This window comes from Streptomyces sp. NPDC050806 (genome assembly GCF_055586425.1).
This window is the reverse complement of record NZ_JBVJIF010000001.1, coordinates 200,334-215,858: the sequence shown is the minus strand read 5'-3', so window position 1 is coordinate 215,858 and position 15,525 is coordinate 200,334. Positions and strand designations below refer to the sequence as shown.

Sequence of the window (15,525 nt, the reverse complement as noted above, 5' to 3'; positions counted from 1 at the left end):
TCGTGTGCTGTCAGTGGTGTCGTGCTGCGGGGACGGGCGGGACGCCGAGTGCGGGCAGGGCGGCTTCGAGGGCGTCCTCCCAGGCGCGTGGCGCGGGCAGGCCGGTCAGTGCCCAGCGGCGGTGGCTGAGGTGGGAGTGGGCCGGGCGGGGTGCGGGGCGGCCCAGTTCGGCGGTGGAGCAGGCATCGACCAGCCCGGGGTCGGCGCCTGCGGCCCGGTAGACGTGCCGGGCCAGGCCGTGCCAGGTGGTGCGGCCCGCGGAGGTCGCGTGGAAGACGCCCCGGGCGAGCCGGTCGGGCAGGGTGCCGAGGCCGATGAGCGCCTCGGCCACATCACGTGCCCAGGTCGGCTGTCCGTGCTGGTCGTCGACGACGCGTACGCGCTCGCCCGCCGCCGCCTCGCGGAGCATGGTGGTGACGAAGTTGGGGCCGTGGCGTCCGTAGAGCCATCCGGTGCGCACGACGGTGCCGAGGTGCGGCAGCTCCTCCAGGACCGCCCGTTCCCCGGCCAGTTTGGTGCGGCCGTATGCCGTACGCGGGTCCGGTGCGGCGTCCTCGGCGCGGGACACATCGGTGTCCCCGGCGAAGACGTAGTCGGTGGAGACGTGCAGCAGGCGGGCGACGACGGTGGCGCAGGCCCGGGCCAGGGTGCGCACACCGGCACCGTTGATGCGGAGCGCGTCGGCCTCGGCGTGTTCCGCCGCGTCGACATCGGTCCAGGCGGCGCAGTTGACGACCACGGACGGGCGCGCGCGGTGGAGGGTGCGGGTGACGGCGCCGGGGTGGGTGAGGTCGAGGTCGGTGCGGGCGAGGGGAAGTACGGCGTGGCCCGCCTCGGTCAGCGCCTCGCACACCTCCTGTCCGAGCATGCCGGCGGCGCCGGTGACCAGCCATCGGTTCACTGTCGCCACCAGCTCTCGTTCGCGCGGTACCAGGCGATGGTGTCGGCGATGCCGTCCTCGAAGGTGTGCTGCGGCCGGTAGCCGAGTTCGTCGCGGATCTTGGAGCAGTCGACGGAGTAGCGCCGGTCGTGGCCCTTGCGGTCGGTGACGTGGTCGACGCTGGACCAGGACGCACCGCACTCCTTGAGCAGGTACCCGGTCAGTTCGCGGTTGGTGAGTTCGGTGCCGCCGCCGATGTTGTAGATCTCGCCGGGGCGGCCGCCGTTCAGTACGAGGCGGAGGGCGCGGCAGTGGTCGTCGACGTGCAGCCAGTCGCGGCTGTGCCGGCCGTCGCCGTAGAGGGGTATCCGGCCGCCGGTGAGGAGCCGGGTGGTGAAGAGCGGGATGACCTTCTCCGGGTGCTGGTACGGGCCGTAGTTGTTGGAGCAGCGGGTGATGCGGACGTCCAGGCCGTGGGTGCGGTGGTGGGCGAGCGCGAGCAGGTCGGAGGAGGCTTTGGACGCGGAGTACGGGGAGTTGGGGGCGAGTGGCTGGTCCTCGCTCCAGGAGCCGACGTCGAGTGATCCGTACACCTCGTCCGTGGAGACGTGGACGAACTTCTCGACGCCGCCGCGTACCGCCGCCGCCAGGAGGGTCTGGGTGCCCAGGACGTTGGTGGAGACGAAGTCGGCGCCGTCGGCGATGGACCGGTCCACATGGGACTCGGCGGCGAAGTGCACGACGGCGTCGTGGTCCGCCATGAGGGCTTCCACCAGGGGGCGGTCGCGGATGTCGCCCTGGACGAAGTCGACACAGGGGTCGGCGAGGGCGGCGCCGAGGTTGGCGATGTTCCCGGCGTAGGTCAGGGCGTCGAGGACGGTGACGGCGCAGGGGGCCGCGCCGTGGGCGGAGGCGCCGTCGGCGACGAGGGAGCGGACGAAGTGGGAGCCGATGAAGCCGGCTCCGCCGGTGACGAGTAGGCGCATGGGTGTCTCCTGTGCGGTGCGTGCAGCGGCGGCTGCGGCCGGTGCGGGAGGCGGCGGCGTCATGTGGTGATCTGCACGCGGCTGTGGTCGCCGAGGACGAGCCGGTGGGCCCGCGGGGCGCGTTGTGCGCCGGTGACGTGGACGCCGCGGCCGATGAGGGAGCCTTCGATGCGTCCGGCGTGCTCGATGCGGGAGCCGCCCAGGACGATGGAGAACTCCAGTTCGCTGCTGGTGATCACGCAGTCGCCGTCGACAGAGGTGGACGGGCCGACGTAGGAGTCGATGACGGTGGTGTCGGGGCCGATGACGGCGGGGCCGACGATGCGGGAGCGTACGACGCTGGCGCCCGGTTCGATGCGGACCCGGCCGATGAGTTCGCTGGCGTCGTCCACGGCACCGAGGCGGGCGGGTTCGACCTGCTCCAGGACGGAGCGGTTGACCTCCAGCATGTCGGTGACGTTGCCGGTGTCCTTCCAGTAGCCGCTGATCACCGTGGGCTGCACGTGCCGGCCGTGCTCGACGAGCCACTGGATGGCGTCGGTGATCTCCAGTTCGCCGCGGGCGGACGGGCCGATGGCGGCGACCGCCTCGTGCACGGCCGGCGAGAAGAGGTAGACGCCGACCAGGGCCAGGTCGCTGCGTGGTGCGGCGGGCTTCTCCTCCAGGTTCACCACCCGTCCCTCGGCGTCGAGTTCGGCGACGCCGAAGGCGCTGGGGTCGGCCACCTTGGTGAGCAGGATGCCGGCGTCGGGGCGCTCGGCCCGGAAGGTGTCGACGAGTTCCTTGATGCCGCCCACGACGAAGTTGTCGCCGAGGTACATCACGAAGTCCTCGTCGCCCAGCCAGTCGCGGGCGATGTGTACGGCGTGGGCGAGGCCGAGGGGTCTCTCCTGGGCGAGGTAGGTGACGCGGGCGCCGAAGGCGGAGCCGTCGCCGACCGCTGCCTCGATCTCCGCCGAGGTGTCTCCGGTGACGATGCCGATGTCGGTGATGTCGGCGGCGACCAGGGACTCGATGCCGTAGAAGAGCACGGGCTTGTTGGCGACCGGGACCAGTTGCTTGGCGGAGGTGTGGGTGATCGGCCGGAGGCGGCTGCCGGTGCCGCCGGCGAGGACGAGGGCCTTCATGAGGGGGTCACTCCTGACGCTGATGCGGAACTGACGGGGAGGGAGGGGTCGGCGGCCGGGCCGGGTCCGGGTGCGTCCTCCTGGGCGTGCCGCCACAGGCCGGCGTACGTGCCCTCGGCCGCCAGGAGGTCGGTGTGGGTGCCCTGTTCCACGACGCGCCCCTGGTCCAGCACGACGATCAGGTCGGCGCGCGCTGCCGTGGCCATGCGGTGGGCCACCACCACCGTCGTGCGGTCCCGGGAGAGGCGTTCCTGTGCCACGGCCACCGCGCGTTCGGTCGCCGGGTCGAGCGATGCCGTCGCCTCGTCCAGGAGCAGCAGTCCCGGGGAGGTCAGCTCGGCCCGGGCCAGGGCGATGAGCTGGCGCTGGCCGGCGGAGAGGGACTGGCCGCGTTCGCCCACCGGCTGCCGGAATCCGTTCGGCTGGGCCGCGACGGCGTCCAGCGCGCCGACCGCCCGGGCCGCCGCCTCCACCTCCGCGTCCGTGGCGTCGGGGTGTCCGTAGCGGATGTTGCTCGCGATGTCGCCGGTGAACAGGTGCGCCTCCTGCGGTACGTACCCGATGAGCCGGCGGTACGCGGACGGGGCCCAGCCGCGCAGGTCGGTCCCGTCGATGCGCACACTGCCCTCGGTCGGGTCGTAGAACCGGGCGAGGAGCTTGACGACGGTGGACTTGCCCGCGCCGGTGGCGCCGACGAGCGCGACGGTGCGACCGGGTTCGATGCGCAGATTCGCGTCGGTGAGGGAGGGTGCCCCGGCCCCGGGGTAGGAGTGCCCGACGCCGGTCAGCTCCACCGCGCCCCGGATGCGGTCGGGCAGCGGCGCCGGGTCGGTGGGTTCCTGCGGTACGGACGGCGTCACCCGCAGCAGTTCGACGATGCGGCGGAGTCCCACCGACGCCTGCTGGTAGCTGTCGAAGGCGAGCGACAGCTGCTGGAGGGGCGAGAAGAACATGCCGAGGTACAGCATGAAGGCCACCAGCACACCGGAGGTGATGTCGCCTGCGGCGACCTGGTGCGCGCCGACGAACAGCACCAAGGCGCGGGAGAGTTCGGCGGTGAGGTTGACGGAGGGGAAGTACACCGCCGCGTAGCGCTGGGCCCGCAGCCGCGCGGTGCGGTAGGCGTCGGAGAGCCGTCCGAAGTCCTGTGCTGCGCCCTTCTCCTGGGCGTTGGCCTGGGCGGTGCGCAGTCCGCTGACGTTCTCCTGGAGTGTGGAGTTCACCTCGCCGATGCGCTTGCGTGCGTCGGTGTAGGCGGCCGAGGACAGCCGCCAGAAGACGAAGGTCGCGGCGAGGACGAGGGGCAGCAGGGCGAGCGCGGCCAGCGCCAGGGGCGGGTGGATGGCGATCATCGCGCACACGACGCCGGCCACGGTGGCGAGGGAGGCGACGGAGGCGAGCAGGTTGGTCTGCAGGAACGAGGCGAGGGCCTCGATGTCGTTGACGACGCGGGTCATGATCTGCCCGCCGCGTTCGCGCTCGTAGAAGTCGAGCCCGAGTCGCTGGAGATGGGCGAAGGAGCGCACCCGCAGCCCGTACAGGACGCGCTCGCCGGCCCGCCGGGTGAGGCGGCCGTGTACGGCCAGTGCGGCGAAGGCCATGAGCACGGCCGCGCCGGCGAGTACGACGTAGAGCGTCAGTGTGGAGCCGTCCCCCTTGCTCACCCCGTTGTCGAGCCCGTGCCGGACGAACTGGGGCAGGGCCAGGCCGGCCGCGGTCTCGGTGGCGAGCAGGAGGAGTCCGAGCAGCAGCGCGGCGCGGACGGGGCGCAGCAGCCGGCCGAGGGTGATGCGGGCGTGCGGCGTCCGCAGGTCCGTCTCGTCGAGCGCCGGGTCCTCGGTGGGTTCCTGGTTGTCGGTGGCGCCGGCCGCGGGCCGCGCCGCGGGCGTGCGGTCGCCGGGCGACCGTGGTGCCGGTCCGGCGTCGGCGGCGACCGGTTCGGGCCACAGTTCCGGGGTGATGCCGGAGTCGGCCGCTTCGTGCCGGACGCCGACGCGTTCGTCGACGGAGCCGCCGGGGCCCGCCAGGAGTTCCTGGAAGACGGTGCAGCGACGGCTGAGTTCTTCCTCGGTTCCCACGTCCACGACCCGGCCCGCGTCGAGGACGGCGATGCGGTCGGCCAGCGCGAGGGTGGAGCGGCGGTGGGCGATCAGCAGGGTCGTGCGTTCGGCGCACACCGTGCGCAGGGCGTGCTGGATGGCGGCCTCGGTGGCCGGGTCGACAGCGGAGGTGGCGTCGTCCAGTACGAGCACCCGCGGGTCGGTGAGCAGGGCCCGGGCCAGGGCGATCCGCTGGCGCTGGCCGCCGGAGAGCTGGGCGCCCCGCTCCCCCACCTCGGTGGCGTATCCGTCCGGCAGTGCGCTGATGAAGGTGTCGGCGTCCGCGGCGCGCGCGGCGGCCCGTACCTCCTCGTCGCTCGCCTCGGGGCGGCCGTGCGCGATGTTGTCGCGGAGGGAGCAGGAGAAGAGGAACGGGTCCTCGAAGACGGTGCCGACCGTGGTGCGCAGCGAGGCGAGGCGTACGTCGCGGAGGTCTGCCGTGGCGTCCTGGGTGCCGATGCGTACGCTGCCCGCCTGGGGGTCGTAGAAGCGGCTGAGCAGGAGCGAGACCGTGGACTTGCCGGAGCCCGGCGGTCCGACGACGGCCAGGGTCTCGCCGGCGCGGACGGTGAGGTGCACGTCCCTCAGGACCGGGTCGCTCGGTGCGTACCCGAAGGTGACGTCGCGCAGCTCCACGGCGAGCGGGCCGGCGGGGAGGTCCGCGGCGTCCGGGGCATCGGTGATGTCGGGGGTGGCGTCGATCAGTTCGTGGACGCGTTCGGCGGCGGCGCGGGCCTGCTGGGCGGTGACGGTGAAGTTGGCGAGGAGTTTGGCCGGCCCGGTGAGGAGGGTCAGATAGCCGGCGAAGGCCAGGAAGGTACCGGCGTCGATGCTGCCGCGCAGGGCGAGCCAGCCGCCGAGGGCAAGGATGCCGACCTGGCCGGCGGCGGGCAGCGCGGTCATGATCGCGGTGACGGTGGCCTGGAGGCGGGCGAGCCGGAGGCGGCGCGCGAACAAGGCCCGTGCCCGCTGGGCGAGGCGCTCGGTCTCGCGGTCCTCCTGGCCGAGTCCCTTGACCACGCGGACGCCCGTGACGACCTCCTCCACGTGCTCGGCGACGGTCGCGGCCTGCGCCTGCGCGGCACGCGTGGCGGGCACCATGCGGGTCCGGCTGCGCGCCGCGATGACCGCGAGCGAGGGGACGACCAGCAGCGCGACGAGGGTCAGGGGCGCGGAGAGCCACAGCATGGCGGCGACGGAGGCGAGGAAGAGGGCGCTCACGCCGATGGGGATGGGCAGCATGCCGAGCAGGATCTGTACCTGCTGGAGGTCGCTGTTGGCACGGGAGACGACCTGGCCGGTGCGGAGTGCGTCCTGCTTGACGCCGTCGTAGCGCTGGACCGAGGCGAACACCTTTGTGCGCAGGCGGTGTTGGACGGCGAGGGCCAGTTTGCCGGCGGCGAACCTGCGGGTGAACTCGGCGGCGAACTGCACGACGGCGAGCGCGCACAGGACGGTGGCCAGCACGCCGACCTGGTGCGTGTGCCCGGCGACGGCGTCGTTCACGGCGATGCCGGCCAGCATCGGCCCGAAGGCTTCCAGCCCCGTACCCAGGACGGAGCTGAGCAGAACGGCGGTGAGCAGGCCCGGATGTCGGCGGCAGGCAAGCGCAAGTCTGCCCAGCCCTCCGGATGGTGTGCGAGATCCGTGAAGCATGAACTTAGCTTAGGCTATCCTAAGTACCGCTGATCACGCTTTCGGCGCTCGCTTTCTGCCGACGCCGCCGGTCAGTTGACGTACGAGCTGCCTCTCGGGACCCCCAGAAAGCGGGAACGTATGCGTGTCCTCTTCGCCTGTCCGCCCTTCTTCGGCCTGCACTACCCGATGGTTCCGCTCGCCCACGCGCTGCGATCGGCGGGGCACGACGTCCTCGTCGCCACGTGCGGCGCCGCACGGGAACAGCTGGCCCACGCGGGCCTGCTCACCGTGGACTGCGCGCCCGGTGCCGACCCCGACGCGGTCTACCGGCGGATGGAGCGCGACAGACAGGGGCGCAAGCCACCCGGCCCCGGAGAAGCCGGTGCGGCCCCGAAGGGGAAGGGATTCTCCTTCTTCAGCGACGAGATGGCCGACCGGATGACAGAGGTCGCTCTCGCCTGGCGTCCCGATCTGGTCGTCCACCCGCCGATCGGGGTGGTCGGACAGCTCGTCGCCGCCCGGCTCGGCGTACCGTCGGTGCTCCACGCCGTCGGGTTCGGCCACACGTCGGCGCATGTGGGCATGGTGAACAACGCACTGGCCGACGCCTACGAGCGGCACGGCCTGCCGGGCCCCGAACCGGTCGCCGCCTGGCTCGACATCGCCCCCACCAGCATGAGCACCACCGACGAGCCGCGCCGCTGGTTCATGCGGTACGTCCCCTTCAACGGCGGCGCCGAACTGCCCGGCTGGCTGCTGGAGCCGCGTACCCGGCCCCGTGTCGCGGTGACGCTCGGCACCGTCCAGCCCGTCGTCGACGGCATCTCACCGCTGCACGGCGTGGTGGCGGCGGCGCGGGAGACCGACGCCGAGTTCGTCCTGGCCCTCGGCGGATCCGACCTGTCCGAACTCGGCACGCTGCCGGACAACGTGCGCCCGCTCGACTGGATCCCCCTCGGCGCCCTGCTCGCCGCCAGCGACGGTGTGATCCACCACGGCGGCGCCGGCACCACACTCACCGCCCTCGACGCCGGAGTGCCGCAGCTCGTCCTCGGGCAGGGCGCCGACCGGCCGGCCAACGCGGCAGCCGTCGCCGGGCGCGGCTGCGGACTGGTACCGGACTCCCCCGACGGCCTCGACGCGAAGCTCGTCACGCGGTTGCTCACCGACGAGGCCCTGCGGACCACCGCACGGGACGTCGCCCGCGAGATGGCGTCCATGCCCAGCCCCGCGGAGACCGTGCCACGTCTCGTCGAGCTGGCACGCAGCCACGGTGACCTGCGATGACCGGCACGGAGACGGTCACCGTCCGGCGCGCGGGTGCCACACCGGGCACTCCCGGGTCCGCCCGCCCGGCGCTCGCCGGCAGCCTCTCCGTGGAGCTGCTGCGCGAACGGCTCGCCACCACACCGTCCGGTGACCGCGCCGCACTGGTCGAAGCCTTCTGGGCCGCGGCGCGACAGGCCGGCACGCCGCTGATCGAACCCCTGCCGGACGCACCGGACCACCGGGCGGTCACCTTCCTGTGGCGCGGCGAGCCCGGCACCCGCCAGGTGCTGCTCGTGGCCAACCGGCTCGGCGACCGGGAGCATCTCGCGGGATCCCTGCTGTCCCGCCTGCCCGGCACCGACATCTGGTACCTGACGTACCGGCTCCGCGACGACCACCGGGGCTCCTACCGCATGGCGCCCGACACGGGCCCGCACAAACCACCCACCGACCCCCGCGGCTTGCAGTCACACCTTCGCGCGCTGACCCGGCACGCGGTGCCCGACCCGCTCAACAAGGAGACCCTGGCCTCCCGGTGGGACCACACGCAGAACTCCGTCTTCGCCCTGCCGCACGCGCCGCCGCAGCCCTGGGCCGGCCGCCGGGCAGGCATCGCGCGCGGCCGGACGGAACGCCACCGCGTCACCAGCCGCGCACTGGGCTGCGACCGCGAGGTGTGGGCGTATCTGCCGCCCGGCGACCACCACGACGACCTGCCGGTGCTCGTGCTGGGCGACGGCGACATGTGGTTCGGCAAACTCGACCTCCAGGACACCCTGGACGCCCTGATCGCGGACGCGGCCGTACCGCCGTTCGCGGTGCTCGCCCCGCACGCCGTGGACAACGCCACACGGTGGCAGGAGCTGGGCGGACGGGACGCGTACGTCACGTTCCTGGCCGACGAGGTGCTGCCCTGGGCGGCCACGCGCCGGCCGGTCACCGCGGACCCGGCACGCACCGTCGTCGCGGGCCAGAGCCTCGGCGGGGTGACCGCGCTGTACGCCTGCCTCACCCGCCCGGACCGCTTCGGCAACGCCCTCGCCCACTCGCCGTCCCTCTGGTGGCGCCCGGGCCTGGCCGCGGGAATCCCCCAGGAGACCGCGGCCGCACCCCCCTGGCTCCTCTCCCGGTACGCGGCGGCGGAGCAACGCCCCCTGCGCGTGCGGCTCGACGTCGGGCTGCACGAGGGAACGATGGTCGACCAGGCCCGGGCCCTCCACGACACACTGCGCTCCCTGCGGTACGACGTCACGCTGACCGAGTTCAACGGCGGTCACGACTACGCCTGTTGGCGAGGTGCCCTGGCGGACGGCCTGGCGCACCTGCTCGGCGACACCCCCGCCTGACCGACAGCACACGACGGCACACAGGTGCCGCCGTGTCCACCACCCACCCATCCCCCACTCTCCGCAAAGGACTGCCACTCCCATGCTCGCCAGACGCTCGTACCGCCCCGCCGCCCTGCTCGCCGCCCTCCTCGCGGGCGCCGTCACACTCACCGCGTGCGGCGGTGACGCGAAGGACTCCGGGTCGGACAAGGCCGCGGACGCCGGCTCCGCCACCCGGAAGATCACCGACGCGCAGGGCCGGAAGGTGACGGTGCCGGCCGCCCCCAAGAAGGTCGTCACCCTGAGCGAGCCCACCCTCGACGCGGCACTCGCGCTGGGCGTCCAGCCGGTCGGGGCCACCGCGGGACGCGGCCAGCAGGGCGTGTCGAGCTACCTGTCGGCGAAGGCGAAGGACGCCGAGGTCGTCGCCACCGTGGCCGAGCCCGACATGGAGAAGCTCGCCACGCTCCAGCCCGACCTGATCCTCCTCGACGAGACGACCGGCTCCAAGCGCGTACTGGACAAGCTCCAGCGGATAGCGCCGACGGTGCTGACCGCCAAGCTCAACGAGGACTGGAAGAAGGCGTTCGTCGCGACGGCCGACGCGCTGAACAAGAAGCCGGCGGCGGAGAAGGAACTCTCCTCGTTCGACGCGGACGTGGCGCGGACGAAGAAGCGGCTGGGTGCCAACGCCGGCGCGGTCACCAGTGTGATTCGCTGGCAGGACGGCGCGCCGTCCGTGGTCGGCAAGGGTGTCGGGCACGTGGGGTCGACCCTGTCGGCACTCGGCCTCGAACGGCCGAAGGAGCAGCAGGGGGCCAGCACCGGGCACAGCGAGCCGGTGAGCCTGGAGAAGCTGGACACCATCGACGGCGACTGGCTGTTCTTCGGCACGCTCGGCAGCGAGGCCGACGGCAGGAAGGCGTACGGCGAGGCCCGGAAGGTCGCGAACTTCACGGAGCTGAAGGCGGTGCGGAAGAAGCACACCGTGGTGGTCGAGGGTTCGGCGTGGAACAGCTCCGGCGGACCGATCGCCGCGCGTACCGTCCTCGACGACGTGACGCGGGCCCTCGCCGGCTGACCGGACACCTGACGGCCCCCGGTGGCGCGCCGCTCCGCGCCACCGGGCTCACCGGCCGCCGGACGGACCGCCGGCGGAGCCGGTACGGTCCGGGCCGGCCGCTCCGGCGGACAGCCAGATCCCGTCGGGCGAGCCGAACCGCGGCTGCGCGCCGCGTCCGTCGTAGATCACCTCGCCGCGGCGTACGGTGACGTCCGGGCGGCCGGTGAAGGTCCAGCCCTCGTAGGCCGACCAGCCGCACTTGGACCGGACGTGTTCCCCGGACATGAACCAGGTGCGTTCGGCGTCGAAGAGCACGAAGTCGGCGTCCAGCCCCGGAACGATGCGCCCCTTGCGCCCGCCCAGGCCGAACAGGTCGGCGGGCGCGGCGGAGGCCAGCCGGGCGACCCGCAGCAGCGCCTCGTCGGCCGTCAGCCCGGGGTGACGGCGCCGCATACCGGTGTGGACGGCGGTCAGCAGCTCCTGCGTGCCGGGCAGTCCGGGCGGTGCGTCCGGCACCGCCCGCACCTTCTCCTCGATGGTGTGGGGCGCGTGGTCGCTGCCGATCGTGGCGACGCCGCCGGCCATCAGCGCCGCCCACAGCCGGTCCTGGTCGTGGGACGTGCGGATGGCCGGGCTGAGCCGGAGCCGTGCGCCCAGCCGCCGGGTGTCGGAGGCGGAGAACGACAGGTGGTGCGCGGTGACTTCATGAGTGAGGGGCAGTGCGGCAGCGGCCGCGGCGCGCAGCAGGTCGGACTCCTCGGCGGAGGAGACGTGCACGACGTGCGCCGCTGTGCCGTGCTTGCGCACCAGCTCGATGACGCGGGCAGCGGCCACGATCCCACCGCTGCGCGGCCGGCGGGACTCGTAGGACTCGTAGCTGTCCGGCGGGGCCAGGAACGCGTCGAGCAGCGTGAACACCCCGTCGTCCTCCGCGTGCAGGACCAGGCGGAGGCCACGCTCGGCGGCGATGGCGAAGATCCGGTCCAGGGCCTCCGGGTCGCGGATGACGTGCGGTGCGGTGTGGTGCCCGGTCATGAACACCTTCACCGAGGTCGCGTGCTGCGGGGTGAGGTGGCGGAGGTGGTCCACGGTCGCCTCGGTCACTCCGAAGTGGAAGCGGTAGTCCACCAGCGAGGCGCCGCCGATGAGCGCGGCCTTCCCTGCGGCCTGCTCCGGATCGGTCAGCGGGGGCTCGGTGTTGGGCATGTCGATGACGGTGGTCACGCCCCCTGCCGCCGCCGCCCGGCTGCCGTGCTCCCAGTCCTCCTTGTGGGTCAGGCCGGGGGTGCGGAAGTGCACGTGCGAGTCGATCACACCGGGCAGCAGATGGCGGCCGGCGGCGTCCAGTACGGACCGCGCGGCGGGCCGGGCGTCCGGTGCGGTCAGCGCGGTGATGCGGCCGCCGTCGACCGCCACGCCGGCGCGGAGCACACCGTCCGGGGTGACCACCCGCGCGTTGCTCACCAGGAGGTCGTGGCCCCCGTTCGCGGCGCCGTCGCCGCCTCTGGTCAGGCGGTCAGCGGCCGGCATACCGGGTCCTCCTCCGGGCCGAAGTCGCACAGCGAGGTGATGCGGGCGCTGCCGGTCAGGTGGGCGAGCTTCCGGCTGACGCTGACCCACTGGAGCGCGAGGGACTCGTTGTCCTCGCCGGGTGCCGGATCGGCCGCGGGGACGACGGCCGCGGTGGCGGCGGTGGAACCGCTCGGGGTGTCGATCTCGATCGCACCGCGGGGACAGCCCGCTTCCCTGGCCAGCCGGTGCGGGACGGTGCCGGCGATGGTGGTCGCGGCGGCCAGGCAGGTGGCCCCGGTCAGCGCGACGCTGGGATGCCAGCCGGGTACGGAGACGGCGCGGACGGCCAGCCGGCCCGACTCGTAACCCCCCACCGCCGCGATCTTCGGGAACGCCCCGCCGCCGGGCAGGCCGAGCAGTTCGGTGGCGGCGGTGCGGATGTCCTGCAGCCGGCCGAAGACCTGCTCCCCCGCGGCGAACAGCGCCTCCTTGCTGGTCAGGCCGAGCGATCGGGCATCGACGAAGACGTAGGGGTTGCCCACCGCGACGAGTGAGGCATCGAGCGCGCCGGCCCGGGTCAGCAGTTGGTCGGTGGTGCGGCCCGTGAGGAGGAGCCGGGCGAGCGGCAGCGCGGTGTCCTGGACGAAGTGCACGGTGAAACTGCCGCTGTGGCGGCGTACCTCGTCCACCTCGCACACCACGTGATCACCGTTGTTGAGCACGCGGACGCGTACGCGGCCGCCGGGTGCCAGCCGGGGCAGCCAGCCGCGTTCCTCCGCCGCGACGATGGACGCGAGGATGGAGTGTCCGCAGCTGCCCCGGAAGTCGAATCGGTCCAGTCCGCCGGGGAGCGCCTGCACGAAGCGGTAGTCCAGGTCGAAGAGCGGGTGCTCCGAGGGGTTGACCAGCGCGATCTTGAGCACATGTCCCCGGCCGGTGTCGGTCAGCCACTCCCGTACGGTGGTCAGCGCCGGCCGCAGGACGTCCTCGTTCCGCGGCAGCCGGGCGGCGTCCAGCACCACGGTCGGGCACGGTGCGCCCTCCGCCTGCGCGATGTGCGCGGTCATCGGGCTCCCCACGGCACCGGCGCCGCCGTCCGGCAGGCCGGTGGTGGCGGGGCAGAACTGCTCCAGCCACAGCTCGTGCACCAGCAACGACCAGATGGCCAATGCGGCGGTGTCGTTGGGTGTGTCGGCCTGCTGCTTGAACAGCCCGGCCACCCGTTGCGGGTCCAACTGGCCGCGCCGACGCAGCCGTTCACCGGTGAGAAGGTCCCGCGCGTATGCCATCAGCGCCTCGCCGGGCCGCAGCATGGCGGTGACCGGGAGGGTGAAGGGCTGCTTGGGCCGGCGGAGCACCGAGTCGGGCAGCCGGCCGGCGGCCGCCCCGTAGAGCACCTTCTTGCCCTGCTCCCCCGCCATCTTCAGCGCCTGCGGCAGGGTACGCGCGTAACGGAGGACGGAGGGCTGGCAGAACGGCAGCCGCACCTCGACCGAGGCGGACATCGACAGATGGTCCACGCGGCGCAGGTGGTAGGCCGGCATCCGGGAGGCGATCTCGAAGTCCGTGAGCGTCCGCAGCCGGCCGGTGCCGGCGGAGCGCAGCCGCTCGGCGATGCCGTCGGCCACGGAGCCCTCCTGCCGCACGAACGCGCGGTAGTCCTCGGTGTAGAGCGATTCGCGCAGCGCGCGGGGCACGGCGGCCAGCGCCTCGACGTACGGGTCCACCCAGTCGGTACCTGACGGTGCGTCGACCGCGGCTCTCATCCGGCCGTAACCGCCGAAGAGTTCGTCCGCCGCGTCACCGGTGAGGGCCACCTTGAAGCCGGCGTCGCGCACCGCACGGAACAACGCGTAGGTGCTGAGCGTGATCGGGTCCGCGTTGGGCTGGCCCAGGTGCCAGATGACGTCCGGCAGCAGGCCGGGGAAGTCCGCCGGGTCGATCTCCACCTGGTGGTGCCGGGTGCCGCAGCGTTCGGCGACCTCGCGGGCGAAGTCCCGCTCGTCGAAGGGCCAGGTGCCGCGGTAGGCGATGTTGAAGGTGTGCAGGTCGGCGACCTTCTCCGCGGCGAGGGCCGTGACGAGACTGGAGTCGAGTCCGCCGCTGGTGACGGCGGAGACCGGGACGTCGGCGCGGGTGAGCCGGTGGACTTCCCGGCGCAGCAGGCCCAGCGTCCGTTCGGCGGCCTCCTCCGGGCCCGGCCTCGCGTCGGCCTCGTCCGGCGGCCCGGCGGCCGGACGCCGGACGAGGCGGAGTCCGGCGGAGCGGGTGAAGCGGGCGGTGGTGGCGGGCGGCAGCACCTTGACCCCCTCGAACATGGTCTGTTCGCCGAAGGGGGTCTTGGTGGCGAGGTAGGCGTCCAGCCCCGGTTCCCAGGGGCGCGCGGCGACGGCGCGGAAGGAGAGCAATGCAGGCAGCTCGGAGGAGAAGTGCAGGTGCCCGCGCGCCCGGTCCCAGTGGTAGTAGAGCGGCTTCATGCCGACGTCGTCGGTGACGAGCCAGAGGGTGGGTTCCGTACGCAGGTCGACGACCGCCACGGAGAACATGCCGTCGAGGTGTTCGGCGAAGGCGGGGCCGAACTCCTGGTACAGCGCCGGAATCACCGAACCGTCGCAGCGGTCGGCGAAGGTGTGGCCGCGGCCGGTGAGGAGGTCGCGCAGCTCGTCGTGGTTGTAAATCTCGCCGTTGAAGACGGCCACGATGCCCTCGCCGAGGGTGTAGGGCTGCTCACCTCCGTCGAGGTCCACAATGGCCAGCCGGTCGACGCCCAGGGCCCACCCGGCGCCGGTCGTACGGGTCTGCGCGTCGGGGCCGCCGTGCCGCTGGAGCGCGGCCACCGACCGGAGCTCGTGCGGTGTGGTCCGGGCGTCGAAGTGTCCGAAGATTCTGCACATGCGCGTGGATCACCGAACCTCGGTCGGGTGCCCCGCGGGACGAAGCGGCAGCCGGTCGGCCGCCCACGCTCCTCGCCGGAGAGAGCACACCGCGGTGGCGTTGGCTGCGTCTCCGGCATTCAGGCTGGGCAGGCGGCCGGCTGCCCGCAATTCGTCACCGGGCGCGGTGCGCCCCGGCGACCGGCGGATCCTCGCTCCCCCAACAGATGCGGCGCCCGGCCGACCTCACCCCGATTAGCCCATCCAGGTGAAGCCTGCCGCGGTTCGGCGTCGTGCGGCGCCGTTGCTCCTCAGACGCTTCCCGCGGTGAGGCGGGCCGCGACGCAGGGCGGCAGGTTGGGGGCTGCCGTGGACGGCTCGATGTAGACCACGCCGTCCGCGACGAGCACCTCGTGCGTACGGACCGGACGCCGGGCCGGCGGCGCGTCCACGCTTCCGGTCCGGAGGTCGAACTTCGAGGAATGCAGGGGGCATTCCACCTCGCAGCCCTCCAGCCAGCCGTCGGCGAGCGAGGCGTCCTGGTGCGTGCAGGTGTCGTCGATGGCGAAGATCTCGCCGTCGTCGGTATGGAATACCGAGATGGGCGGATCGATGTCGAGCCGGAAGGCCTCGCCTCGGGGCAGGTCCTCGAGACGGCACGCGGGAATCATCATGACACCTCGGTGCGTATAGCGAAACGGATTGCGGTCAGCGCAACAGCGCGATGCCAGTCTGCGGGCGGCTCCGAAC

General features: G+C 73.0%; 10 protein-coding genes. 3 read left to right on the top strand and 7 right to left on the bottom strand.

The window, feature by feature from the left end:
• Positions 1-10: 10 nt before the first annotated feature.
• From rfbD to ACZ6WH_RS00915, 4 genes are read right to left on the bottom strand one after another with little or no spacing between them, the layout of a single operon-like run.
• On the bottom strand, positions 11-910 hold the full coding sequence (gene rfbD / locus ACZ6WH_RS00930; protein WP_469725006.1) for a dTDP-4-dehydrorhamnose reductase: 900 nt from the start codon (positions 908-910) through the stop codon (positions 11-13).
• Positions 898-1,866 carry a dTDP-glucose 4,6-dehydratase gene (gene rfbB, locus ACZ6WH_RS00925; RefSeq protein WP_469725004.1) on the bottom strand — a complete coding sequence of 323 codons (969 nt, stop codon included), beginning with the start codon at positions 1,864-1,866 and terminating at the stop codon, positions 898-900. Before rfbB ends, rfbD begins: the two co-directional genes overlap by 13 nt.
• Before the next feature lie 59 nt (positions 1,867-1,925).
• Entirely contained in the window at positions 1,926-2,993 is a 1,068-nt protein-coding gene (locus ACZ6WH_RS00920; RefSeq protein ID WP_469725002.1) for a glucose-1-phosphate thymidylyltransferase, read from the bottom strand.
• A complete protein-coding gene (locus ACZ6WH_RS00915; protein WP_469725000.1) occupies positions 2,990-6,748 on the bottom strand; it encodes an ABC transporter ATP-binding protein in 3,759 nt (1,252 codons plus the stop codon). Before ACZ6WH_RS00915 ends, ACZ6WH_RS00920 begins: the two co-directional genes overlap by 4 nt.
• Before the next feature lie 120 nt (positions 6,749-6,868).
• Between ACZ6WH_RS00915 and ACZ6WH_RS00910 the strand changes: the two genes are divergently transcribed.
• The 3 genes from ACZ6WH_RS00910 to ACZ6WH_RS00900 all read left to right on the top strand — a co-directional run bounded on the left by ACZ6WH_RS00910 (position 6,869) and on the right by ACZ6WH_RS00900 (position 10,408).
• Positions 6,869-8,017: a nucleotide disphospho-sugar-binding domain-containing protein gene (locus ACZ6WH_RS00910; protein ID WP_469724998.1), complete on the top strand. Its 1,149-nt coding sequence runs from the start codon at positions 6,869-6,871 to the stop codon at positions 8,015-8,017.
• Complete coding sequence (fes, locus tag ACZ6WH_RS00905; RefSeq protein ID WP_469724997.1) at positions 8,014-9,345, top strand: enterochelin esterase; 1,332 nt, start codon at positions 8,014-8,016, stop codon at positions 9,343-9,345. The genes ACZ6WH_RS00910 and fes overlap by 4 nt, the downstream gene beginning before the upstream one ends.
• 82 nt (positions 9,346-9,427) lie before the next feature.
• Positions 9,428-10,408, top strand: coding sequence for an ABC transporter substrate-binding protein (locus tag ACZ6WH_RS00900; RefSeq protein WP_469724995.1), 981 nt, complete (start codon positions 9,428-9,430; stop codon positions 10,406-10,408).
• Positions 10,409-10,456: 48 nt separating this feature from the next.
• On the opposite strand, the gene ACZ6WH_RS00895 is transcribed toward ACZ6WH_RS00900, so the two are convergent.
• The 3 genes from ACZ6WH_RS00895 to ACZ6WH_RS00885 form a co-directional block, all read right to left on the bottom strand.
• Positions 10,457-11,920 (bottom strand): dihydroorotase, encoded by a 1,464-nt coding sequence (locus tag ACZ6WH_RS00895; protein ID WP_469724994.1) that lies wholly within the window; start codon positions 11,918-11,920, stop codon positions 10,457-10,459.
• Positions 11,899-14,796, bottom strand: coding sequence for an asparagine synthase (glutamine-hydrolyzing) (gene asnB, locus ACZ6WH_RS00890; protein ID WP_469724992.1), 2,898 nt, complete (start codon positions 14,794-14,796; stop codon positions 11,899-11,901). Before asnB ends, ACZ6WH_RS00895 begins: the two co-directional genes overlap by 22 nt.
• Before the next feature lie 290 nt (positions 14,797-15,086).
• Positions 15,087-15,449 (bottom strand): bifunctional 3-phenylpropionate/cinnamic acid dioxygenase ferredoxin subunit, encoded by a 363-nt coding sequence (locus ACZ6WH_RS00885; protein ID WP_469724991.1) that lies wholly within the window; start codon positions 15,447-15,449, stop codon positions 15,087-15,089.
• Positions 15,450-15,525 lie beyond the last annotated feature (76 nt).